Annotated in this window: 20 protein-coding genes; 6 read left to right on the forward strand and 14 right to left on the reverse strand. The window is 74.7% G+C overall.

Annotated features, from left to right (window positions below; genetic code table 11):
- Positions 1–80 precede the first annotated feature (80 nt).
- From ACGF5G_RS24985 to ftsY, 11 genes are all read right to left on the reverse strand, one after another.
- A complete protein-coding gene (locus ACGF5G_RS24985) occupies positions 81–659 on the reverse strand; it encodes a Uma2 family endonuclease (RefSeq protein ID WP_357695256.1) in 579 nt (192 codons plus the stop codon).
- A gap of 67 nt (positions 660–726) precedes the next feature.
- Positions 727–2,286: a signal recognition particle protein gene (ffh, locus tag ACGF5G_RS24990; RefSeq protein WP_357695258.1), complete on the reverse strand. Its 1,560-nt coding sequence runs from the start codon at positions 2,284–2,286 to the stop codon at positions 727–729.
- A 126-nt stretch (positions 2,287–2,412) separates the two neighbouring features.
- Positions 2,413–3,069 (reverse strand): response regulator, encoded by a 657-nt coding sequence (locus ACGF5G_RS24995; protein ID WP_393266744.1) that lies wholly within the window; start codon positions 3,067–3,069, stop codon positions 2,413–2,415.
- Positions 3,066–4,190: a sensor histidine kinase gene (locus tag ACGF5G_RS25000; RefSeq protein ID WP_393266746.1), complete on the reverse strand. Its 1,125-nt coding sequence runs from the start codon at positions 4,188–4,190 to the stop codon at positions 3,066–3,068. The genes ACGF5G_RS24995 and ACGF5G_RS25000 overlap by 4 nt, the downstream gene beginning before the upstream one ends.
- Positions 4,191–4,210: 20 nt before the next feature.
- Positions 4,211–5,032, reverse strand: a complete 822-nt coding sequence (locus tag ACGF5G_RS25005) for an ABC transporter permease (protein WP_393266748.1) — start codon at positions 5,030–5,032, stop codon at positions 4,211–4,213.
- Positions 5,022–5,924 carry an ABC transporter ATP-binding protein gene (locus ACGF5G_RS25010; protein WP_393266750.1) on the reverse strand — a complete coding sequence of 301 codons (903 nt, stop codon included), beginning with the start codon at positions 5,922–5,924 and terminating at the stop codon, positions 5,022–5,024. Before ACGF5G_RS25010 ends, ACGF5G_RS25005 begins: the two co-directional genes overlap by 11 nt.
- A gap of 81 nt (positions 5,925–6,005) precedes the next feature.
- Complete coding sequence (locus ACGF5G_RS25015) at positions 6,006–8,279, reverse strand: [protein-PII] uridylyltransferase (RefSeq protein ID WP_393267018.1); 2,274 nt, start codon at positions 8,277–8,279, stop codon at positions 6,006–6,008.
- Between the two features lie 109 nt (positions 8,280–8,388).
- The gene (locus ACGF5G_RS25020) at positions 8,389–8,727 is read right to left on the reverse strand and encodes a P-II family nitrogen regulator (RefSeq protein ID WP_357453746.1); all 339 of its coding nucleotides are present in this window, start codon (positions 8,725–8,727) and stop codon (positions 8,389–8,391) included.
- Between the two features lie 25 nt (positions 8,728–8,752).
- Positions 8,753–10,162 carry an ammonium transporter gene (locus ACGF5G_RS25025; RefSeq protein ID WP_393266753.1) on the reverse strand — a complete coding sequence of 470 codons (1,410 nt, stop codon included), beginning with the start codon at positions 10,160–10,162 and terminating at the stop codon, positions 8,753–8,755.
- A 195-nt stretch (positions 10,163–10,357) separates the two neighbouring features.
- Positions 10,358–11,221, reverse strand: a complete 864-nt coding sequence (locus ACGF5G_RS25030) for an aminoglycoside phosphotransferase family protein (RefSeq protein ID WP_357453396.1) — start codon at positions 11,219–11,221, stop codon at positions 10,358–10,360.
- 7 nt (positions 11,222–11,228) lie between these two features.
- Positions 11,229–12,416, reverse strand: coding sequence for a signal recognition particle-docking protein FtsY (gene ftsY / locus ACGF5G_RS25035; protein ID WP_393266756.1), 1,188 nt, complete (start codon positions 12,414–12,416; stop codon positions 11,229–11,231).
- Positions 12,417–12,567: 151 nt separating this feature from the next.
- Here ftsY and ACGF5G_RS25040 point away from each other — a divergent pair, with 151 nt between their 5' ends.
- The 4 genes from ACGF5G_RS25040 (at position 12,568) to ACGF5G_RS25055 (ending at position 15,993) form a co-directional block, all read left to right on the forward strand.
- Positions 12,568–14,280, forward strand: a complete 1,713-nt coding sequence (locus ACGF5G_RS25040) for an alkaline phosphatase D family protein (protein ID WP_393266759.1) — start codon at positions 12,568–12,570, stop codon at positions 14,278–14,280.
- Between the two features lie 25 nt (positions 14,281–14,305).
- Entirely contained in the window at positions 14,306–14,746 is a 441-nt protein-coding gene (locus ACGF5G_RS25045) for a MarR family transcriptional regulator (protein WP_363703017.1), read from the forward strand.
- 66 nt (positions 14,747–14,812) lie between these two features.
- Positions 14,813–15,307, forward strand: a complete 495-nt coding sequence (locus ACGF5G_RS25050; RefSeq protein ID WP_393266762.1) for a universal stress protein — start codon at positions 14,813–14,815, stop codon at positions 15,305–15,307.
- Between the two features lie 164 nt (positions 15,308–15,471).
- A complete protein-coding gene (locus ACGF5G_RS25055; RefSeq protein ID WP_363703019.1) occupies positions 15,472–15,993 on the forward strand; it encodes a DinB family protein in 522 nt (173 codons plus the stop codon).
- 117 nt (positions 15,994–16,110) lie between these two features.
- Here the strand turns inward: ACGF5G_RS25055 and ACGF5G_RS25060 are convergent, their stop codons facing one another.
- The 3 genes from ACGF5G_RS25060 to ACGF5G_RS25070 form a co-directional block, all read right to left on the reverse strand.
- A complete protein-coding gene (locus tag ACGF5G_RS25060) occupies positions 16,111–16,734 on the reverse strand; it encodes an HAD family hydrolase (protein ID WP_393266765.1) in 624 nt (207 codons plus the stop codon).
- Complete coding sequence (smc, locus tag ACGF5G_RS25065) at positions 16,734–20,348, reverse strand: chromosome segregation protein SMC (RefSeq protein WP_393266768.1); 3,615 nt, start codon at positions 20,346–20,348, stop codon at positions 16,734–16,736. The genes ACGF5G_RS25060 and smc overlap by 1 nt, the downstream gene beginning before the upstream one ends.
- Before the next feature lie 312 nt (positions 20,349–20,660).
- Positions 20,661–20,855, reverse strand: a complete 195-nt coding sequence (locus tag ACGF5G_RS25070) for a hypothetical protein (protein WP_091096806.1) — start codon at positions 20,853–20,855, stop codon at positions 20,661–20,663.
- A 374-nt stretch (positions 20,856–21,229) separates the two neighbouring features.
- On the opposite strand from ACGF5G_RS25070, the gene ACGF5G_RS25075 reads away from it, so the two are divergent.
- Positions 21,230–22,540 (forward strand): CAP domain-containing protein, encoded by a 1,311-nt coding sequence (locus tag ACGF5G_RS25075; RefSeq protein ID WP_393266771.1) that lies wholly within the window; start codon positions 21,230–21,232, stop codon positions 22,538–22,540.
- A 108-nt stretch (positions 22,541–22,648) separates the two neighbouring features.
- Positions 22,649–23,491: an endo alpha-1,4 polygalactosaminidase gene (locus ACGF5G_RS25080; RefSeq protein WP_393266774.1), complete on the forward strand. Its 843-nt coding sequence runs from the start codon at positions 22,649–22,651 to the stop codon at positions 23,489–23,491.
- Positions 23,492–23,566 lie beyond the last annotated feature (75 nt).

Below are 23,566 nucleotides of genomic sequence, written 5' to 3' on the forward strand. Positions count from 1 at the left end.
CGGGCCTGGTGTCCTGGCCGGTGGCACGGAAGCGGGGCCCGGCCGGTCACGGCCGGGCCCCGCCCGTGTGGATGGTGCGGTCAGTCGCCGTCGCGCGCGAGCAGCCCGGCCCGCCGCGTCGTCAGCGCGGGCAGGTCGACGGAGACCTTCCAGGGTCGCTCGGTGACGAAGAGGTCCTCGGTGTGGGTCACCACCTCGTACTCGCCGGTGGGGCCGAGCGTGTATTCCGTCAGGGTCATCCGCTCGTGCAGCGGGTCGACCACCCAGTACGTCCGCACCCCGGCGTGCGCGTAGACCTTCGCCTTGTCGTAGAGGTCGCGGAACGTGGAGGTCGGCGAGAGGACCTCGACGGCCAGCAGGGCGTCCTCGACGGGGACGGGCGACCGGTCGGCGTGTTCGCGGCGGATCGCGACCACGTCGGGGCGGGGCTCGTTGCGGCGGTCGATCCGCATCGACAGGTCGATGCTGACCAGGTAGTCGGCGGGGCAGTTGACCCGGAGTGCGAGCAGCAGCTCGACGCACAGGTCCTGGTGCACGGCGGTGGGGGACGGCACGATCAACCTTCCGTTGACCAACTCGTACGGAAGGTCCTTCGGCAGGTCACCGAGGTCGTCAACCGTCCACTCCGACCGCTCGGGCAGGATGGGTGCCACGGTCATGACTCCTCCTTCCAGGGGCGACATCACCCTAGGCAAGGATGACGTCACCCGCCGCCAACGACACGCCTCAGCGGGGCCGGCCGTCGCCGCCCTTGCCGAGCTTGTTGAAGTCGATCTTCGGAAGCTTGAAGCCCGGGGGCAGGCCCTGGCCGGCGGCCAGGTCGTTCGGGTCCATCCCCGGCGGGAGCTGCGGCATGCCGCCCGGGAAGCCGCCCGGCAGGCCGGCGCCCGCCCCGGCGCGCGGCCGACCGCCGCCCTTGGTGCCCTTGCGCTTGTTCTTCGGCGACTTGGTCGCCTTGCGCCGGCCGCCGCCGGGCAGGCCCATCATGCCGCCCATCTGCTTCATCATCTTCTGCGCGTCGGCGAAGCGGTTGAGCAGCTGGTTGACGTCCATCACGGTGACGCCGGAGCCGTTGGCGATGCGGGCCCGGCGGGAGCCGTTGATGATCTTCGGGTTGGTGCGCTCGCCCGGCGTCATCGACCGGATGATCGCGGTGACCCGGTCGAAGTGCTTGTCGTCCAGCTCCGCGAGCTGGTCCTTCATCTGCCCCATGCCCGGCATCATGGCCAGCACGTTGGCGATCGGACCCATCCGGCGGACCGCGATGAGCTGGTCGAGGAAGTCCTCCAGGGTGAACTGCTCGCCGCCCATCAGCTTGGCGGTCATCTTCTCCTTCTGATCGGCGTCGAAGGCCTGCTCGGCCTGCTCGATCAGAGTGAGGACGTCGCCCATGCCCAGGATCCGGCTGGCCATCCGGTCGGGGTGGAAGACGTCGAAGTCCTCCAGCTTCTCGCCGGTGGAGGCGAACAGGATCGGCTGCCCGGTGACCTCCCGGACCGACAGCGCGGCGCCGCCGCGGGCGTCGCCGTCGAGCTTGGAGAGGACCACGCCGGTGATGCCGACCCCGTCGCGGAACGCCTCGGCGGTGCGCACGGCGTCCTGACCGACCATGGCGTCGATGACGAAGATGACCTCTTCGGGGTCGACGGCGTCGCGGATGTCGGCGGCCTGCTGCATCATCTCGGCGTCGATGCCCAGCCGGCCGGCGGTGTCGACGATGACGATGTCCCGGGCCGCCCGCTTCGCGTGCTCGATCGAGGCGCGGGCGACCTGCACCGGGTCGCCGACGCCGTTGCCGGGCTCGGGGGCGTACACCTCGACGCCGGCGCGGCCACCGAGCACCTGGAGCTGCCCGACGGCGTTGGGGCGCTGGAGGTCGGCGGCGACGAGCAGCGGCTGGTGCCCCTGGGCCTTCAGCCAGCGGGCCAGCTTGCCGGCGAGGGTGGTCTTGCCGGAACCCTGGAGACCGGCCAGCATGATCACGGTCGGCGGCTGCTTGGCGAACTGGAGCCGCCGCCCCTCGCCACCGAGCACGTTGACCAGCTCGTCGTTGACGATCTTGATGATCTGCTGGGCGGGGTTGAGCGCCTGCGAGACCTCGGCGCCGCGCGCCCGCTCCTTGACGTTCGCGATGAAGCCCTTGACCACCGGCAGCGCGACGTCCGCCTCCAGCAGCGCGAGGCGGATCTCGCGCGCGGTGGCGTCGATGTCGGCGTCGGTGAGCCGACCCTTGCCGCGGAGCTTGGTGAAGATCCCGGACAGGCGGTCACTCAAGGTGTCAAACACGCGAACATCCCGTTTGTCGTTTTCGGCGGGCACAGGGCGGCCGGGCAGGTGTCCAGCCCACCGCTAGGGTAGCCCGCCGCCCGCACCCGCGCCTCCGGCCCAGGCCCGCCCCGCCGCCCCGGACGGTCACGAGGCGACCAGGCCGGACTGGTAGGCGAAGACCACCAGCTGGGCGCGGTCCCGGGCGCCCAGCTTGACCATGGCCCGGCTGACATGGGTCCGGGCGGTCGCCGGACTGACCACCAGCCGCTCGGCGATCTCGACGTTGCTCAGCCCCTCGCCGACCAGCCCCACCACCTCGCGTTCCCGGTCGGTGAGGGTGCCGAGTCGGGGGTGCGGGCGGGGCACCCGGGCCGGCCGGGTGGCGAACTCCCGGACCACCCGCCGGGTCACCGACGGGGAGAGCAGCGCCTCCCCGTCGGCGACCAGCCGGATCGCCCGCAGCAGCTCGGCCGGGCGGGTGTCCTTGGTCAGGAAGCCGCTGGCCCCGTGCCGGAGCGCGTCGAAGACGTACTCGTCCAGTTCGAAGGTGGTCAGCACGACCACCCGGGTGCCGGCGAGCGCGGGGTCGGCGACGATCCGGCGGGTCGCCTCGATGCCGTCGACGCCGGGCATCCGGACGTCCATCAGCACCACGTCGGGGCGTTCCCGGCGGGCCGCCTCGACGGCGGCGAGCCCGTCGGCGGCCTCACCGACCACGGTGAGGTCGTCCTCGCTCTCCACCAGGGCACGCAGCCCGATCCGGACCAGGTCCTGGTCGTCGGCGAGCAGCACCCGGATCATGTGACCTCCTCCACGGGCAGTGTGGCGGACACCCGGAAGCCTCCGGCGGAGGCGGGGCCGGCGGTGAACGACCCGCCCAGCGCGGTGACCCGCTCGCGCATGCCGGCCAGCCCGTAGCCGGGCCGGTCCGTCGAGGCGGCCGGCCCGCGGCCGGTGTCGGTGACCTCCACGGCCACCTCGGTGGGCGCGTACCGGAGCGAGACCGTGGCGGTGGCCGGGCCGGCGTGCCGCAGCACGTTGGTCAGCGCCTCCTGCACCACCCGGTACGCGGCCAGGTCCACCGCGACCGGGAGCGGGCGCGGCGCCCCGGCCACCTCGACGGTGACCGGGAGCCCGGCGCCGGCCAGCCGCTCGCGCAGCTGCGGGAGCTGGGCCAGCCCGGGTGCCGGGGCGCGCTCGTCGGCGGCCTCGTCGCGGCGGACCACGGTCAGCGTCACCCGCAACTCGTCGAGCGCCTCCTTGCTGGTCCGGCTGATCGCGGTGAGCGCCGCCTCGGCCTGCTCGGGCTTGCGGGCCAGCAGGTGCAGGGCGATCTCGGCCTGGAGGTGGATGGCGGCGAGCCCGTGCCCGACCACGTCGTGCACCTCCCGGGCCACCCGCAGCCGCTCGGCGTCGGCCAGCCGGCGCGCCTCGTCGGTGCGGCTCCGCGCCGCGTTGTCCCGGCCGAGCCGCACGGTGACCCCCACGGCGAAGGGCACCACCACCCAGGCGGCGGCCGGCATCAGCCCGACCAGGCCGGGCGGGCGCACCCCGACGAAGACGTGCGTGAGCAGCACGAGCAGCGCCACGCCGTTGGCCACCGCCGCGACCCGCACCGGCCGGTACGCGGCCGTGGTGTAGACCGCGACGAGGAACGACAACAGGATCGGGCCGTACGGGTAGCCGAGCACCAGGTAGGCGGTGCTCGCCGCGGTGGCCACCGCCAGGGTGACCAGCGGCCAGCGCCGGCGCACGGCCACCGCGAGCGCGGCCACGGCGACCAGCGGGTAGGTGGCCCGGCCGGTGCCCACGCCCTGGTTGAGGCCGGCCGGCGCGGTGCCGGCCAGCCCGATCACCAGCAGGGCCAGGGCGATGAGGCCGTCCAGGAGCCGGCGGCTCCAGTCGCCACGCTCGCGCTCCACGTCCCCTCCCCCGCCCCGCCTCAGCCGATGTCCCGGCGGCGCAGCAGCACCGCGCCGACCGCCGCGAACCCGACCAGGTACGCGGCCACCACCACGGCCGCCTGCCCGCCGCCGACGGTGGCCGCGACCCCCGGGGTGTCCCCCGGCGCGCCGAGCGCGGCGGCCAGCGACCCGGCGTTCGGCCCGGGCAGCCCCTCCTGCGCCTTCGCCACCCAGTCGACCAGCGGCGCGGCGATCGCGGCGAGCAGGTTCTGCACCGCGAGCATCCACACCAGGCCCAGCCCGACCGGCAGCGCCACGGCGCGCAGCGCGACGGCGAGCACGGCACCGAGCATGGCCCACATCGTCGCGATGAGCCACCCCGCCCCGATCCCGGTGAGCAGGTCGCCGACCGGCGGCCAGGTCACCGGCTGCGCCTCGGCGGAGGCGATGAGCAGGCTGGTCACCGCGCCGACCGCGAACACGGCGAGCACCACGGCCAGCGCGGCGGCGGCCAGGGCGAGCAGCTTGCCGGCGTACACCTCCAGCCGGGTCGGGCCCTGGGTGAGCACGGTCTTCCAGGTGCCCCAGCCGTACTCGCCGCCCACGGTGAGCACGCCGAGGATCAACAGGATCGCGCCGAGGAAGACCGGCAGGCCGCCGAGGGAGTTCCCGACCAGGTGGTCGGGGAGCAGCGCGGGCAGCGCCCGGTCGGTGTTCGGCCCGTCGGTGCCGCCGGCGAGGCCGGCGTACGGGAAGACGTAGGTGAAGATCAGCGAGAGCACCAGCGTGATGGCCAGCAGCAGCCAGGTGGCCGGCCGCCGGACCAGCTTGACCGTCTCGGCACGGAAGCTACGCGACATCGGCTGTTCCCTTCTCCACGAGGTCGAAGAAGACCTGTTCCAGGTCCCGTTCCCGGGGGCGCAGCTCGCGCACGGCGAGCCCGGCCCCGACCAGTTCGGCGTTGAGCCAGGCGGCCCGGTCCGGCGGAACGGCCAGCTCCAGCCCGCCGTCGACCACCCGGACCCGCTCGACGCCGACCAGTTCCCGCGCCCGTTCGGCCGCCTCGTCTAGCGGGTCGGCGAGCAGCCGCAGCCCGGCCGCTCCGCGCAGCTCGGCGACACTGCCCTCGGCGACCAGCCGGCCCCGGGCGATCACCCCGACCCGGTCGCAGACCTGCTCCACCTCGCCGAGCAGGTGGCTGGAGACCAGCACCGTGCAGCCGGCCGCGCCGAGCCGGCGGATGAGGGTGCGCATGTCCGCCATGCCGGCCGGGTCGAGGCCGTTGGTCGGCTCGTCCAGGATCAGCAGGCGGGGGTCCTTCAGCAGCGCGGCGGCCACGCCGAGCCGCTGCTTCATTCCCAACGAGTAGCCGGCGTAGCGGTCGCCGGCCCGGTCGGCCAGGTCGACCAGGTCGAGCACGAGCGCGACCCGGTCGGCGCCGACCCCGGCGTAGCGGGCCAGCACCCGCAGGTTGTCCCGGCCGGAGAGGTACGGGTAGAAGGCCGGCCCCTCGATCAGCGCCCCTACCCCGGTCAGCCGGCCGGCGGTGGGCGGCCGGCCGAGCAGCCGGACCGTGCCGGCGGTGGGCCGGACCAGCCCGAGCAGCATGCGCAGGGTGGTGGTCTTGCCGGCGCCGTTGGGGCCGAGGAAGCCGTACACCTCGCCGGCCTGGACGGTGAGTTGGAGGTCCTGCACGGCGGTCAGGCCGCCGTACCGTTTGGTGAGCCCTTCGGTCTGCACTGGCAGGTTCATGCCCCGAGCGTGCCGCCGCGCCGCTCTCGGCACGTCGCCAGGACGGCGGCTGTCGGCGTACGTCGGGGGACGTAGCCGCCCTCAGACGGCGGCCAGCACCGCGGCCTCGACGCGCTCCCGTTCCGCCTCGGAGGGCCAGCCGCCGACGAGGTAGAACGCGTCCACCACGTCGCCGCCGAGGGTGGAGATCCGGGCGGCCCGCACCTGGGCGCCGGCCTCGTCGAGGGCGCAGGCGACCCGGTAGAGCAGGCCCGCCGCGTCGGCGGCGCGCAGCTCCAGCAACACGGCGTCGGTGGCCGCCTCCCGGTGCCAGACCACCCGCGGCGCGGCCCCCTCGGCCCGCGCCGCCAGGGCCCGGCCGCGCAGCCGCTGGGTGACCGAGACGTCGCCGTTCACCGCGCGGCGCAGGTCGGCGCCGAGGGCGATCGGGTCGGGGGCCAGGCCGTAGCGGGGCTGCACCCGGCACTCGACCAGGGCCCGGCCGTCGACCGTGGCGGCGTCGGCGGAGATCACCTCCAGCCGGTGCAGGGCCAGGCACCCGGCCACCGTCGCGAGCAGGCCGCGCCGGTCCGCCGCGGCCACCGCCACCCGGTCCCCGGTCAGGTGTACGACCGGCAGGGGCCCCGCCAGCAGCGCCGGGTCCGGGACGGGCGGGGCGGGCAGGGCGCCGGTGTCCAGCGCCGTGCGGACCCGGGCGACCAGCTCGGCGACCAGCCGGCCCTTCCAGTCCGACCAGGCGGCCGGCCCGGTGGCCGCGGCGTCGGCGCGGACCAGGGCGTGCAGCAGGTCCAGGGTGGTGGTGTCGCCGACCCGCTCGGCCACCCCGGAGATGGTGACCGGGTCGGCGAGGTCCCGCCGGGTGGCGACGTCGGGCAGGAGCAGGTGCAGCCGGACCAGCGTGCCGATCAGCGCCACCTCGGGCTCGGGCAGGCCGATCCGGGCGGCCACCGCCTCGGCCAGCGGAGCCCCGACCGTGCTGTGGTCCCCCGGCAGCCCCTTGCCGACGTCGTGCAGGAGTGCGCCGAGCAGCAGCAGGTCGGGACGGTCCACCTCGCGGGTGTGCCGGCTCGCCTCGTACGCGGTCTGCACGAGGTGCCGGTCGAGGGTGAACCGGTGCACCGGGTTGTGCTGCGGGAGGCTGCGCAGCCGGGTCCACTCGGGCAGCCAGCCCTCGATCAGCCCGTACCGGTCGCAGGTCTCCCAGGCCGGCACCAGGCCGGGACCGGCGCCGAGCAGGGTGACGAGCGCGGCCCGGGCCTCGGCCGGCCACGGCGCCGGCAGCGGCGGACAGTACCCGGCCAGCCACTCGCAGGTGGCCCGGGCGATCGGCAGCCGGGTGGTGGCCGCGGCGGCGGCGACCCGCAGCGACAGGCTCGGGTCGGGTCGCGCGCCGATCGCGGTGCGGGCCAGCACCAGCTCGCCGTCGTGCTCCACGACGTCCCGGGCCACCGGCCGGCGCACCGGGCGCCCGTCGACCCCCCGGCGGCGGCCCGAGCGGAGCCGGTCGGCGGCGCGGAAGGCGTCGTCGAGGGCGTGGCTGACGGTCCGGGCGTCCCCGGCCACCCGGCGCAGTAGCGCGTCGCCGTCCTCGGCGACCGCTCCGGCCCGCAGCCCGGCGTGGGGCGCGTCGGGCGCGGGTTGGCGCAGCCCGGCGTCGGGCCCGCCGGGCGCGGGCTGGCGCAGCCCGAGCAGCGCGGCGACGCCGTCGCGTTCCTGGGCGACCAGCCGGTCGACCCGGCGGCCGACCCGCACGTGCAACGCGTCCCGGGTGTCCAGCAGCCGCCGGTGCGCGGCGCGGACGGCGGGGCGCAGCGCGTCGGTGATCCCGGCGGTGGCGATCGCCCGCAGGATGCCCACGTCGCGCAGCCCGCCGGCGGCCTCCTTCAGGTCGCCTTCCAGCAGGAAGGCCAGCTCGCCGTGGGCCTCCCAGCGGGCGGCGGTGACCTCCCGCAACCCGGGGAGCTGCCGTACGGCGGTGCGCCGCCAGTGGTCGACGGCGGACCGGACGAGCGTGTCGGCGAGGGCGGCGTCCCCGGCGACCAGCCGCGCGTCGAGCAGCCCGAGGGCGACCTTCACGTCGTCCTGGGCGACCGACAGCGCCTCGGCGACGGTGCGGACGGAGTGGTCGAGCCGCAGCCCGGCGTCCCAGACGGGATACCAGACCGCCGCGGCGAGCTCGTCCACGCCGGGCACCCCGGCGTGCAGCAGCACGAGGTCGAGGTCGCCGTGCGGGGCGCACTGCCGCCGTCCCAGCCCGCCGACGGCGACGAGCGCCACGCCGGGCCGGTCCGGCAGCAGCGCGCGCAGCCACCGGTCGTGGGCGTCGGCGCGCGCGGCCCGGGCCGCCTCCCCCACGCCCCCGTTCGGGCCGACGAACCCGTCGACCGGGAGGGCCGGGCCGCCGTTGCCGGCGTGGCCCGACGCGTTCCTCCCGGTCGACGAGGTCATGTCGGTCGTGGCCCGGTCAGAGCGCGTCGAGGCCGCGCTCGCCGGTGCGGACCCGGACGACCTCGTCGACCGAGGTCACCCAGACCTTCCCGTCGCCGATCTTGCCGGTCCGGGCGGCGGCGACGACGGCGTCGACGATCTTCTCCAGGTCGATCTCGTCGGTGAGCACCTCCACCCGGATCTTGGGCAGGAACTCGACCGTGTACTCGGCACCCCGGTAGACCTCGGTGTGCCCCTTCTGCCGGCCGTAGCCCTGGACCTCGCTGACGGTCAGGCCGGCCACGCCGAGGGCGTGCAGGGCCTCCTTCACCGCGTCCAGTTGGTACGGCTTGATGACCGCGGTCACCAGCTTCATGTCCAACCCCTCCATCACAGGAACGTTAACCGGCGATCTTCTCGTCGACCGGCTCGGCGGGGGACGCGGCGGGCGCGGCCGGTGCCGCCGTCTGCTTGGCGCCGGTCAGCCCGGCCATGGCGAAGGCGCTGCCGCCGCCGCCCGCGGCCGGCGACAGGTCGTAGCCGCTCTCGGCGTGTTCGGCGATGTCGATGCCGCCGACCTCGTCCTCGGCGCGGAGCCGGAAGCCGATGGTCTTCTCGATCGCGACGGCGAGCACCCAGGCCACCGCGAAGGACCAGACGGTGACGATCAGGCCGGCCAGGGCCTGCCGGCCGAGCTGGGTCACCCCACCACCGTAGAACAGGCCGTCCGAGGCGCCGATCACGTCGGTGATCGCGCCGTTGACCGAGTTGGTGGCGAACAGGCCGAGCCAGAGCGACCCGATCCAGCCGCCGACGAAGTGCACGCCGACCACGTCGAGCGAGTCGTCGTAGCCGAGCTTGTACTTGAGGCTGATCGCCAGCGCGCAGACCGCCCCGGCGACGACGCCGAGCAGCACCGCCGCCCAGGGTGCGACGAAGCCGCAGGCCGGGGTGATGGCGACCAGGCCGGCGACGGCGCCGGACGAGGCACCGACCAGGGTCGGCTTCCTGTCCTTGATCCACTCGACGGCGATCCAGCCGAGCACCGCGGCGGCGGTGGCGAGCTGGGTGTTGATGAAGGCCAGGCCGGCGACCGAGTCGACGGTGAGCTCGGAACCGGCGTTGAAACCGAACCAGCCGAACCAGAGCAGCCCGGCGCCGAGCGCGACGAGCGGGATGTTGTGCGGCTTCATGCCCTCCCGGGGCCAGCCGAGCCGCCTGCCGAGCACCAGGGCCAGGGCCAGGGCCGCCGCGCCGGCGTTGATGTGCACGGCGGTGCCGCCGGCGAAGTCGAGCGCGTGGATGTCGCCGCCGATGATGCCGCCGCCCCACACCCAGTGCGCGACCGGGAAGTAGACCAGCGTCGCCCAGCCGAACGCGAACAGCAGCCAGCCGGCGAACTTCGCCCGGTCGGAGATCGCGCCGCTGATCAGCGCGACGGTGATCACGGCGAAGACCATCTGGAAGGCCATGAACACGTAGAGCGGGACGCCGATGCCGCTCGGGTTCTCCGCCGTCGCGCCCCAGAGGTCGGTCTCGGCGAGGAAGGTCTTGGTGCCGAGGTAGGCGCCCGGGTCGCCCCAGAAGCCGTTGACATCGCTGCCGAACGCGATGCTGAAACCGTAGAACCACCACAAAACGGAGATGAGCCCGATCGCGGAGAAGCTCATCATCATCATGTTCAGTACACCCTTGGCCCGGTTCAGGCCGCCGTAGAACAGCGCCAGTCCGGGCGTCATGAGCAGCACGAGCGCCGTCGACACCAGCAACCAGACGGTGTTGCCGGAATCGATCGTGGGTGCGTCGGGCACGCCGGCCTCCTAAAGGTGAAGTCCCTCCTTCCCGGCTTCCGGGGCAGCGTCGCCCGTACGCCGGATGCGCGGAAGCCTGCTCGCTCCCTGTTTCCCCCAGCGTCACCCGTCGATTTCCGGACGGTGACGCCTTGTTTCGGACGTGTGAAGACAACCTCACCGCCGGCAGGAACGGCCCCCGGCGGCACGGACCGGTCAGCGCAGCGCGTACTCGAGGGCGTTGCGCTCGTAGTCGAGCAGCCGCAGGTCCCGCATCGGCCGGCGCAGGTGCCCCTTGTGCACGATCCGGACGAAGGCCGGCTCACCGGCGGCGGCCATCCGGCGGATGCCCTCGACGTGGTCCACGATCCTCTTGCGGATGGTCCGGATCAGCCGGTGCCGGTCCCGCGGGATCAGCCCGTACGCGTCCGCGAAGAGGCGCAGCCGGCGCGGCCGGTCGGGATGCTTCCAGCCGAGCGTGATCGAGTCGCGGTCGGAGAAGATCGGCACCCACGTCCAGGCCGCGTACGCCACGTCGTAGATCCGGGCGCCGGGCGAGGCGAGGTCGAAGTCGATCAGCCCGAGGGTGCCGTCGGGCCGCCAGATGACGTTGTGCGGGGCGGCGTCGTGGTGGCAGATCACCTCGGTGTCCGGCGGCGGCGGGCCGAACGAGCGCCACACCGCCCCCGGCGGCGGCACGAAGCCGTACTGGGCGTCGTGGAACATCCGCAGCATGGTGGCGACGGTCACCAGGGCCTCGTCGGTGACCCAGTGCGGGGCCAGCGGGTATTCCCCGCACTCCCCCTCCAGGTACGACAGGACCTCCCGGTTGCGCTCGTCCATGCCGAGCGCGCGGGGGGCGCCGGTGAACCCGACGTACTCCAGGTGGCGCAGCAGGGCGTGCACCGAGGGCGTCCACGGCCCGGCGTTGCGCCGGACCGTGTCGCCGACCCGCACCACGGTGCTGACGTTCCCGCCGTGCAGCGGGATCTCCTGCGAAGTCACGTACGGTCTCCCGAGGCGCTGCGACGGGTGGCTGGGGTCGCGCCATCCGGCGTAGGCGCGATCGTTGCTCGTCACTGCGAGGTTACGCGTCCCGGGCGAGCGGCTCGGTACCGAGCAGCGCGTCGACGAACTGCGCGGGGTCGAACGGGGCGAGGTCGTCCTTGCCCTCGCCGAGCCCGACCAGCTTCACCGGGATGCCCAGCTTGCGCTGCACGGCGATCACGATGCCGCCCTTGGCGGTGCCGTCGAGCTTGGTGAGCACCACGCCGGTCACGTTGACCACCTCGGTGAAGACCCGGGCCTGCTCCAGCCCGTTCTGCCCGGTGGTGGCGTCCAGGATCAGGATCGTCTCGTCGATCGGGCCGTGCTTCTCCACCACCCGCTTGACCTTGCCCAGCTCGTCCATCAGGCCGACCTTGTTCTGCAGCCGGCCGGCCGTGTCGATCAGCACCGTGTCCACGCCGGTATCGATGCCGCGCTTGACCGCGTCGAAGGCGACGCTGGCCGGGTCGGCCCCCTCCGGACCACGCACGGTCTCGGCCCCGACGCGGCCGGCCCAGGTCTCCAGCTGGTCGGCGGCGGCGGCACGGAAGGTGTCGGCCGCGCCGAGGATCACGCTCCGGCCGTCGGCGACGAGCACCCGGGCGACCTTGCCGCAGGTGGTGGTCTTGCCGGCGCCGTTGACGCCGACCACCAGCAGCACGGCCGGCACGCCGTCCTTGGGCGCGGTGTGCAGCGAACGGTCCAACGTCGGGTCGAGGGCGTTGACCAGCTCGGCGGCGAGCAGGGCGCGCAGCTCGGTGCCGGACCGGGTGCCGAGCACCCGGGTGCGCTCGCGCAGCCGGTCGACGATCTCCCGGGTGGCGTCGATGCCGACGTCGGCGGTGATCAGGCTGTCCTCGATCTCCTCCCAGGTGTCCTCGTCCAGGTGGTCGCGGCTGAGCAGGCCGAGCAGGCTCTTGCCGAAAACGTTCTGCGAGCGGGACAGCCGGGAGCGCAGCCGGACCAGCCGCCCGGCGGTCGGCTCGGGCACCTCCAGCACCGGGGCCGGGGCTTCCACGACCGGCGGTTCCACCAGGATCCCGGTGGAGATTTCGGCCTCCGGCGCCGCCACCGGCGGGCCGGCGAGACCCTCCTCGGCCCGGGTCTCGACCTCCGTCTCGGGCAGCGGCGGCTCCGGGCGCCGGCGCAGCCGCGGCACGACCAGCCCGATGCCGCCAAGGATCAGCACGCCGAGCAGGGCGAGTGCGATGAGGAGGTATTCGGTCATGCCGGAATCCTGTCAGATGCCGGCGATGCTGTCCCAGCCACCGCTCCCGGCGGGCCCGTCCGGGAGCCGGCGGTAGGCTCGGTCACAGCCAGCAGTGGTGCGACCGCCGGCCGGGTAGTAAAAGTGAAGTCCGCTTACCTGGAGGTCGACCATGCCCGCGGCACACCTGCTCATCGGCCCGTTGCTGCGGCGGGTGGTCGACACGCGGGCCACCGTCTGGGTCGAGACCAGCGCGCCCGCCGTGGTCACCGTCCGCACGGCCGACGGCGCCCGCGGCACCGCGCCCACCTTCTCCGCGTACGACCACCACTACGCGCTCGTCGTGGTGGAGGGGCTCACGCCCGACAGCGCCACCAGCTACGAGGTGCTGATCGACGACGAGGTCGCCTGGCCGGTGCCGAGGAGCGGGTTCCCGCCCAGCGTCATCCGCACCCGGGCGGCCGACGACCTCGACCAGCCGGTCCGGTTGATCTTCGGATCGTGCCGGGAGACCACCCAGCACGCCACCACCCGCCGGCTGCCCCCGGACGCGCTCGACGCGTACGCCCGGCGGCTGATGGCCGACCCCGACCCGGCCGGCCTGCCCGATCTGCTGGTGCTCCTCGGTGACCAGGTCTACGCGGACGTGACCTCCCCCACGGTGCGGCGGCTGCTGAAGCGGCGCCGCCGGCGGCCCAGGGGCGCGCCCAGCGACCAGGTGGTCAGCTTCGACGAGTACACCAAGCTCTACCTGGAGTCCTGGCGTGACCCGGAGATCCGCTGGCTGCTCTCCACCGTGCCGAGCGTGATGATCTTCGACGACCACGAGATCATCGACGACTGGAACACCTCGGCCGCCTGGCGGGCGGACATGCGCGACCAGCCCTGGTGGGCGGAGCGGATCACCAGCGGCCTCGCCTCCTACTGGGTCTACCAGCACCTGGGCAACCTCTCCCCCGACGAGATCGCCGCCGACCCGGTCTTCGCGAAGGTCAGCGCGGCGGAGGACGCCACCGGCGTGCTGCGCGAGTTCGGCCAGCGGGTCGACACCGAGGCCGACCTCGCCCACGACACCGAGCGGTGGCGGGCCGTGCAGTACCAGTGGAGCTACGCGCTGGACCTGGGCCGGACCCGGCTGGTGATGCTGGACAACCGGTGCAGCCGGGTGCTGGAGCCCGGCCGGCGGGCGATGCTGCCCCCGGGCGAGTGGTCGTGGTTCCTCGACCGGGCCCACGGCGTCTACGACCACCTCGTGGTGGGCGCCTCGCTGCCCTGGCTGCTGCCGCCGGGCATCCACCACGTGGAGGCGTGGAACGAGAAGCTCGCCGACTCGCGGCGGCGCTGGCTCGGGCGCCTGTCGGAGAGGCTGCGCCGGGGGCTGGACCTGGAGCACTGGGCCGCGTTCCGCCGCTCGTTCGACGCGCTCGGCGCGCTGTTCGCCCGGATCGGCAGCGGCACCCCCGGCGAGCCCGGCGACCGGGTCGGGGCCGGCCCGGCGTACGCGCCGCCGGCGTCGATCAGCGTGCTCTCCGGTGACGTGCACCACTCGTACGTGGCGCGGGCCCGGTTCGACGACCGGAGCGTGGTCACCCCGGTGCACCAGCTCACCTGCTCGCCCATCCACAACCAGGTGCCCGCCGGGATGCGCCCGCTGATGCGGCTGGGCTGGTCGTCCGGGCCGGCCGGAGCCGCCCGGGCGCTCGCCCGCTCGGCCGGGGTACGCCGCCCGCCGTTCCGCTGGAAGCGGCTGGCCGGCCCCTACTTCGGCAACGCGGTCGCCACGCTGGTGCACACCGGGCGGGCGGCCGAGGTGACCATCGAGGGCACCACCAGCGACGGCCACCTGCGCGAGGTGATGCGGCAGCGGCTGGCTCCAGGCGCCTGAGACCGCCCGCCGTACCCTGACCACCGTGGACGAGCACCTGCCGGAGGCGATGCGGGCGGTGGAGCACGAGCTGACCGCCCTGCTGCGCCGGGGGCGGGCCGTCTCCTCGGAACTCGCCCGGGAGGTGCACCCCGGCCTGGAGCCCGACGCGTACGGGCTGCTGCTGTGGCTGCGCCGGTGCGGCTCGGTCCGGCTCACCGACCTGGCCGCCCGGCTCGGCGTCGGCAAGGGGACGCTGAGCCGGCAGATCCACGGGCTGGAGGGCCTGGGCCTGGTCCGGCGCGACCCGGACCCGGCCGACCGGCGCGCCGCGCGGCTCAGCCTGACCGAGGAGGGGCAGCGCCGGTTCGACGCGGCGCAGGGCGGCCGGCTCGAACGCTTCCGGCAGACCCTGGGCACCTGGTCGGCGGCGGACGTCGGGGACTTCGCCCGGCTGCTGCGCCGCTTCAACGAGGAGTACTTCTAGGCCGCCGGAATAGGGCTGCGCCCGGCCCAGTTGTTGCCTAGGGCAACCGGAGAGGACGGAGCTGGCATGAGCACGGACGCGCCGGAACGGGAGGAGTACGGCCCGCGCACCCGGCCCGGGCCCTACGAGCGCGGCACGGACGGGCCGAGGGTCGTGCTGGTCGGCGTGGACGGCACCCGCACCTCGGAGCGCGCCGGCTGGTACGCGGCCGGGCTGGCCCGCCGGCAGGGCTCTGCCCTGGTGGTGGTCCACGTCAGCCCCGCACCCGGGCTGACCACGCTCGTGCCGGGCCTGGACGCCGGGGAGGTGCAGCGCTGCCACGACGAGCTGACGGCCGAGCTGCGCCGGGAGTGCCGGCGCGGCGCCGAGGAACTCGGCCTGCCGGTCACCTTCCTGCGCCGGCGCGGGGACGCGTACGCCGAACTGCGCGCGGCGGCCGACGAGTTCCGGGCGGACCTGGTGGTCGTCGGCTGCTCCGAGCAGGCCGGGCACCGGCTGGTCGGCTCGGTCGCCACCCGCCTCGTCCGGGCCGGCCGCTGGCCGGTCGTCGTGGTGCCCTGACACGTCGCGGCGCGGCGGAGCCCGGACACGTCGCGGCGCGGCGGAGCCCGGACACGTCGCGGTGCGGCGGCGCGCCGCGGAGCCCGGACACGTCCTGACGCCGGGACGGGTCACGGCGGATATGCGGTCGCGGGTTGTCGGTCGGGCCGGCGAGGATGGCCGGCATGACCTGGAGAGCACCGGAGATCACCCGGACCCCCGAGCCGTACGTCGGCGACGAACGCACCATCCTGGAAGGCTGGCTGGACTACCACCGGCAGACGCTGCTGCTCAAGTGCGCCGGGCTGACCGCCGAGCAGTTGCGGACGCCGAGCGTCGAGCCCTCCGGGCTGACCCTGCTCGGGCTGGTCCGGCACCTGGCCGAGGTGGAGGCCTGGTGGTTCCGGGAGAACTTCGCCGGCGAGCGCGTCGACTACCCCTACTTCACCCCCGACAACCCGGACGCCGACCACGACGTCAGCACCGCCGACGCGGAGGCCGACCTCGCCACGTTCCACCGGGAGGTGGAGCTGGCCCGGGCCGCCGCGGCGGGCCGCTCGCTCGACGACACCTTCACCGAGGTCGGCCCGAAGCGCCGGACGTTCAACCTGCGCTGGGTCTACGTGCACATGATCGAGGAGTACGCCCGGCACAACGGCCACGCCGACCTGATCCGCGAACGCATCGACGGCGTCACCGGCGACTGACCGCCCCGGGCGGCGCCGCGCCAGGCCCGCCGGCGCCGCCCACCGGCACCGGGGAGCCCCACGCCGCCGGCCCGGCAGCCCCCGCACCACGGCCGAGCGGGCCAGCCGGGGCAGGCCTCAGTACGCCAGCGCCGCCCGCAGGTAGCGCAGGTCCTCGGGGCGGCCGGTCCAGCGGAGCGCCGACAGCCCGGCGGCCCGGGCACCGCGCACCGACCAGTCCTCGTCGTCGACGAAGAGCACCCGGTCCGGCGGGGTGGCCACCGCCCGGCAGGCGGCCTGGAAGTACTCCTTGGCCGGCTTGTTCACCCCGAGCCGGTACGAGTTGACCACCGCGTCGAACTCGCCGACCAGGCCGAGCGCGGCCAGGTCGTCGTCGAGCAGGTCGGTGGCGTTGGTGGCGAGGCCGACCGGGAGGCCGCCGGCGCGCACCCCGCGGACGAAGTCGAGCACCTCGGTGTCCACCTCGCCCCGGTAGCGCTGCCACTGCTCGACCGCGGCCCGGGCGCGCTCCGGCCCGCCGGCCGGCCCGGCCAGCGCGTCGGCGACGCTGGTCATCCAGTCGGCGTGGCTGACCTGGCCGGTCAGCACCGGCTGGAGCCGCCCCCACTGCATGGCGATCTCGGTGAGTACGCCCTCGGAGAGGCCGTACTCCCGCTCCACGCCGGCGGCCACCGCCGGGTCCCAGCGTCGCAGGACGCCGTCGAAGTCCACCAGGAGCGCCGTGGCGCGTTCCCGACCCACTACTCGTTCTCCTCGCCGCGGCCGCGCCGCTCGTCGTCCCCGTCGGCCCGGTTGAGCCGTTGGCTGATCACCTGGGTCACCCCGTTGCGCATGGTCACGCCGTACAGGGCGTCGGCGACCTCCATCGTCCGCTTCTGGTGCGTGATGACGATGAGCTGGCTCTTCTCCCGCAACTGGGCCAGCAGCGTGATCAGCCGGCCCAGGTTGACGTCGTCGAGCGCCGCCTCCACCTCGTCCATGATGTAGAACGGGCTGGGCCGGGCGCGGAAGATCGCCACCAGCATCGCCACCGCGGTCAGCGACCGCTCGCCGCCGGAGAGCAGCGACAACCGCTTGATCTTCTTACCCGGCGGGCGGGCCTCCACCTCGACGCCGGTGGTGAGCAGGTCCTCCGGGTCGGTGAGCACGAGCCGGCCCTCGCCGCCGGGGAAGAGCACGGTGAAGACCTGCTGGAACTCCCGGGCCGTGTCCTCGAACGCGCTGGCGAAGACCTCCAGGATCCGGTCGTCGACGTCCTTGACCACGGTGAGCAGGTCGCGGCGGGTGGCCTTGAGGTCCTCCAGTTGCTCCGAGAGGAACTTGTAGCGCTCCTCCAGCGCGGCGAACTCCTCCAGCGCGAGCGGGTTGACCTTGCCGAGGAGGGTCAGTTCCCGTTCCGCCTTGGCGGCCCGCTTCTCCTGCACCGGACGCTCGTAGCGCGCCGGCTCGGGCACCGGCAGGCCGTCCCGCTCGGCCGCCGCCACGTCGGCCTGGGTGGGCGGGACGGGCTGGTGCGGGCCGTACTCGGCGACCAGGGTCTCCACGTCCAGCCCGAAGTCCTCCGCGGCCTTCGCCTCCAGCTGCTCGATGCGCAGCCGCTGCTCGGCGCGGGCCACCTCGTCCCGGTGCACCTGGCTGGTCAGCCGCTCCAGCTCCGCGCCGAGCCGCTTGGCCGCGCCGCGTACCTCCTGCAGCTCGGCCTCGCGGGAGGCGCGCTCGCGCGCCACGGCGTCGCGGTGCTCCTCCGCCGCGGCGATGGAGGTGGCCAGCCGGGTGAGGGCCTCGCGGGCGCCGCCCGCCACGGCCCGGGCGATCCCCGCGCCGCGCGTCCGCGCCGCCCGCCGCGCCGCCGCGCGTTCCCGCGCGGCCCGCTCGGCGGTGGCCTGCCGGCGCAGCGAGTCGGCGCGACCGGCGATCGAGGAGACCCGCTCCTCGGCCGTACGCACCGCCAGCCGGACCTCCATCTCGTTCTGTCGCGCCTGCGGCACCATCGCGGCGAGCTGGTCGCGGTCCTCGGTGGAGGGTTCCGCGTCGACCGGGGTCTCCTCGGCCAGCCGCAGCCGTTCCTCCAGCTCGGCCAGGGTGAGCAGGTCCCGCTCCCGGGCCGCCTCGGCGCGGGCCCGGGACTCGCCGAGCCGGTCGGTCTCGGCCTTCGCGGAGCGGGCGGCCCCGCCCAGCTCGGCCAGCCGCCGGGCGGCGGCGTTGCGGTGGCTCTCCGCCTCCCGCTTGGCGGCGGCGGCGTGCTGCACGGTCTCCTTCGCGGCGGCCACCTCGGCGCGGGCGTCGACGAGCTGTTCGCGCAGCTCCGCGCCGGTCCGCTCGGCCGCGAGCCGGTTCGACCGGGCCTCCTCGACCGCCGCCTGCACCTCGATGAAGCTGGGCGCTTTGGCCGACCCGCCGGCCGCCGCGTACGCGCCCACCACGTCGCCGTCCGGGGTGACCGCGCGCAACTCGGGATTGCCGGCGACCACCTCGGCCGCGGCGGCGAGGTCGTCGACCAGCACCACGTCGCGCAGCGCCCGGTGCACCGCCGGTCGAAGCTGCGGGGCGCACTCCACCAGGTCGGGCGCCCAGCGGGCGCCGTCGGGCAGCTTCGGCCGCAGCGCGTCGGGGTGGGCGTCCATGCCGGGGCCGGCGGGGCTGCCGACCAGCAGGCCGGCCCGGCCGGCGTCGGAGATCTTCAGCAGCCGCATGGCCTCGACGGCCTCGTCGACGCCGCTGACCGCGACCGCGTCGGCGAGCCCGCCGAGCGCGGCGGCGAGCGCGGCCTCCTGCCCGGGGGCGACGGTGAGCAGCCCGGCCAGGCTGCCCAGCAGGCCCGGGACCTCGTCGGCGCGGGCCAGCAGCGCCCCCGCCCCGTCCTTGCGGCGCAGGCCCAGGGCGAGCGCCTCCTCCCGGGCCTTCCAGGTGGCGGCGTCCTTCTCCGCCGACCGCTCGGCGTCGGTCAGCGACCGCACGGTGGCCTGCGCCCGCTCCAGGGCGGCGGCCGCCTCGGCGTGCCGGGCGTCGAGGTCGGCGTTGTCCCGGTCCGCCTCGGTGGACTGCTCCGCCACCGCGTCGAGCTCGGCCTGCGCCTGCTCCGCGCGGCCGAGCGCGTCGGCGTGCGCGGCGGCGAGCCGTTCGATCTCCTCGCCCGCGCTGGTGGTCCGGGCCCGGGCGGAGTTGACCTGACCGGTCAGCCGGGCCAGCCCCTCCCGCCGGTCGGCGATCGCCTTCGCGGCGGCGACCAGCTCGCGTTCGGCGGCGGCGAGCTGCCGTTCCAGCTCCTGGCGGTGCTCCACCGCCTCGGCGAGCCGGATCTGGTCGTCGGTGAGCGCGGCGCGCAGCTCCTCCTCCTGCTCGCGGACCCGCTCGGCCTCGGCCTCCAACTGGTCCGGGTCGCGGCCGGGGCGTTCGTCGTCCGGCGTGGCGCTGAGGTGCCGCAGCCGTTCCCGGGCGAGCTGCTCGATGGAGCGGAACCGCTCGGAGAGGGCGGAGAGCTTGTACCAGGTGTCCTGCGCGGCGGCCAGCAGCGGCGCGTCCTCGGCGAGGGCGGCCTCCAGCTCGGCGAGGCGGGACTGCACCTCGGTGTGCTCGGCCTCGACCTGCTCCCGCCGCTCGCGCACCGCGGTCTCGTCGGCGATCTCCCGGTCCAGGGTGGCGCGCAGGGTGGCCAGGTCGTCGGCGAGCAGCCGCAGCCGGGCGTCGCGCAGGTTCGCCTGGATGGCGGCGGCGCGCCGGGCCACCTCGGCCTGCCGGCCCAGCGGCTTGAGCTGGCGGCGCAGCTCGGCGGTGAGGTCGGTGAGCCGGTTGAGGTTGGTCTGCATCGCGTCGAGCTTCCGCAGCGCCTTCTCCTTGCGCTTGCGGTGCTTGAGGACGCCGGCAGCCTCCTCGATGAACGCCCGCCGGTCCTCCGGCTTGGCGTGCAGCATGCCGTCGAGCCGGCCCTGCCCGACGATGATGTGCATCTCCCGGCCGATGCCGGAGTCCGACAGCAGCTCCTGGATGTCGAGCAGCCGGCAGGAGTCGCCGTTGATCTCGTACTCGCTCTCGCCGGAGCGGAACATCCGGCGGGTGATCGACACCTCGGTGTACTCGATCGGCAGCGCGCCGTCGGTGTTGTCGATCGTCAGGGTCACCTCGGCCCGGCCCAGCGGGGCCCGGCCGGCGGTGCCGGCGAAGATGACGTCCTCCATCTTGCCGCCGCGCAGCGCCTTGGCGCCCTGCTCGCCGAGCACCCAGGCGATGGCGTCGACGACGTTGGACTTGCCGGAGCCGTTCGGGCCGACCACGCAGGTGATCCCGGGCTCCAGCTTCAGCGTCGTCGCGGAGGCGAAGGACTTGAAGCCCTTCACCGTCAGGCTCTTGAGATACACCTTCTCGATCCTCGTCCGGTGGCCGCCGTACCGTCGCCGGCTGCGCGGACCTGGGTGAACCCGCAGACTAACCCGGGACCGACGGCCGCCCGGCACGCGACCCGCCTGCCGGGCGCCCGGCCGCGCCGTGCGGCGGGCCAGCCGGGGTACGCCGGGCGACGTCGGGAGGACCATTTTCGCCGGTCCCCGACAGATCCACACAAGATCGCGAATTGGTGCCGGCGAAAAGGGGCGCGGACAGAGCTGCGCGCCGGCACAGAAGTGTCGGCGCGCTTTTTTGCGTGGTGCGATTCAGTTTTTCGATCCCGGAGCTCAGGTCAGCGCGGGCTCGGCCAGACGGAGCAGATCGTCCGCCTCCGCCGCAGCCGCCGCGAGCCGATCGTTCTCGGCACGCAACCGCGTGATCTCGAACTCCAGTGCCCGAACCGTGGCACGCAGTCGGGTGACCTCGTCGAGCAGACGCCGATCGGGCGCCGCACCTACGTGGCCGTACAGGGCCTTGGCCATGATGACTCCTTGATATGCGCTGCCGGAAAGGCCGGCCAACGCGCGCCCAATGTGTACGCGGCTGTCATTCCAGGCGATTCTGGGCATGACCGGGCGCGACTGGCGACACCTATATATTGAGCCGATACCCCCTCCTTCGTCAAGTTCCCGCAGGCCGTAGATCATTTCCACGTCGACCTGTCCACTTGCCGGGGGGCTGCCACAAGGCGCGGACACTCTCTGTCCGGACACCTTGACTCTACGCCCCGGATCCCGGGAAGTCCCTACCCGGCCGTCCGACTCCCCCTTAACTCTTCCTTAGCCACGTTGCCGCTGCTCAGGCCCCCCACGTAGCGTCACTCCGCCCGCACCCGAAACCCCTTGGAGGCAGAGGCGTGTACCGCTGGACCGACCCGAACGACCCGGACGGCGCCGCCCGGCACCCCGAGCAGCCGCGCAGCGAGGAGCCGGCCTGGCTGACCGACCGTCCGGAGCCGAGGTCGGCCTACCTGTTCGGGGACGACCCGGACCGACCCGCCGACGAGTGGCACCGCGACCAGCCGACCGCCCGCTGGCAGGCCGAGCCCGCCGAGCCGGCCGCACACCGGCAGGCCGAGCCCGCCGCGCGCTGGCAGGCTGGACCCGCCGACGCCGCCGAGCCCACCGGGCGCTGGCGGGACGAGCCCACCGAGCGCTGGCGGGACGAGCCGACCGGGACGTGGCCGGCCGGGCCCGCCGCGCCGGCCGCCACCTGGCAGGCCGAGCCGGTTGCCGCCTGGCAGGGCGAGCCGGGCGTCCGCTGGCACGCCGACGCCGACCTGCGGGACGGCGGGCCGTACGGGACGGACGCGCCCCCGCCCGGCGAGCGGGCGGCCGGCGGCTGGCCGGTCGACGCCCCGACCGCCCCGATCGACCTCGGGACGCACCAGGACACCGACGCCGGGACGACACCCGCCGAGGGCCGGCACCGCCGCCACCGCCGCTTCCCCCGCCCCGTGCTGATCGGTGGCGCCGCCGCGGCCGCCACGCTGGTGGTGAGCCTCGGCGTCGGCGCGGTCGCGCTGGGCGGCGACGGCCCGGAGACCGACCCGACCGCCGTCGACGACACGATCGCCGCCGCCCCGGCGTTGCCGGGGACGCCCGGCGACGCGCTGACCGCTTCCACCCCGAGCACCGCGCCGACCACCGCCAGGCCCGCCCCGTCGCCCACGAAGGCCACCAGGCCCACGCCGGTGCCCTCGCGCTCCACCGCGCCCTCGCGGCGCACCGAGCGGAGCAGCGCGCCGTCCGGCGGCGGCACGAAGGCCCCCGTGAGCAGCGGGGTCAGCGCCCAGGCCCGCGAGGTGGTGAACCTGGTCAACGCCGAGCGCGCCAAGGCCGGCTGCGGGGCACTGAGCATCGACGACAAGCTGATGACCGCCGCCCAGCGGCACAGCCAGGACCAGGCGGACCACCGGAACATGTCGCACACCGGCAGCGACGGCAGCGACGCCGGAGACCGGCTGGACCGGGTCGGCTACGCCTGGCGCACGTACGGCGAGAACGTCGCCTGGAACCAGAAGACGCCGGCCGCGGTGATGGACGCCTGGATGAACAGCTCCGGTCACCGGGCCAACATCCTGAACTGCGCCTTCACCGAGATCGGCGTCGGCGTGGCGAGCAGCAACGGGCCGTACTGGACGCAGGTCTTCGCCGCGCCGCGCTGAACGCGAGTCGTGGCCGGGTCCGCGCTCGTTTGACCGGGTGAGGTACGCCGGACCGGCGTACCCGCTCCGGGCGGCACTCCCGCCGCCCCGGCACCCGGGAGCTTGCCGATGCGGATCCGGCCGCGTACGCGCGCCGTCGGGCGGGGCCCGCGCCGCGTCCTGTCCGCCTGCGTCGTCCTCGCGCTGCTGGCCACGGTCGGCGGTTGCCGGGTCGCGCTCCCCCCGCCCGGCGCCCCGACCACCTGGCCGGCGGAGTCGGCCGGCCGGTGGCGGTGGCAGTGGCAGCTCAGCGGCGTACTCGACCCGACCGTCGACGCCGACGTCTTCCTGCTCGACCCGGTCGCCACCACCGCCGCGCAGACCGCCGAGCTGCGGTCCCGCGACCGCCGGCTGGTCTGCCAGGTGCACGTCGGCTCGGTCCTGCCCACGGATCCGGACGCGAGCCGCTTCCCGGCCACCGTGTGGGGCGCCGCGGCCCGTCGCCCGCAGAGCCGCTGGCTCGACGTACGGCAGTGGGACTCGCTGCGGCCGGTGCTGGCGGACCGGCTCCGGCTGTGCCGGGGCAAGGGCTTCGGCGCGGTCGCGCTCGCCGACGCCGACGGGTACGCCCACCGCGCCGGCTTCCCGCTCGGCTTCGACGACCAGTTGCTGTTCAACCGCCGGCTCGCCGAGTTGGCCCGGTCCCTGGATCTCTCCCCCGGCCTGGTCAACGACGTGCCCCAGGTGGCCGCCCTGGCGCCGGACTTCGACTTCGCCGTCAACGAGGAATGCGTGCGGCTGGGCCTGTGCGCCAAGCTGTTGCCCTTCGTCGAGGCGGGCAAGCCGGTGTTCCACGCCGAGTACACCGGCTCGACCACGGACTTCTGCGTCACCACGGTGGGCTACGGCTTCTCCTCGATCCGCAAGGACCGGGAGTTGGGTGCCTGGCGGGCCTCCTGCCCGGTGTTCTGACGCCGACCGTCACGCACCCGGGCCATGCCGGCCGCCCCGCACACACCACGTGCCCGGCCGGTCGCCCCGCACGGA

The sequence above is a fragment of the Micromonospora sp. NPDC047730 genome, from assembly GCF_043204765.1.
Classification (GTDB): domain Bacteria; phylum Actinomycetota; class Actinomycetes; order Mycobacteriales; family Micromonosporaceae; genus Micromonospora.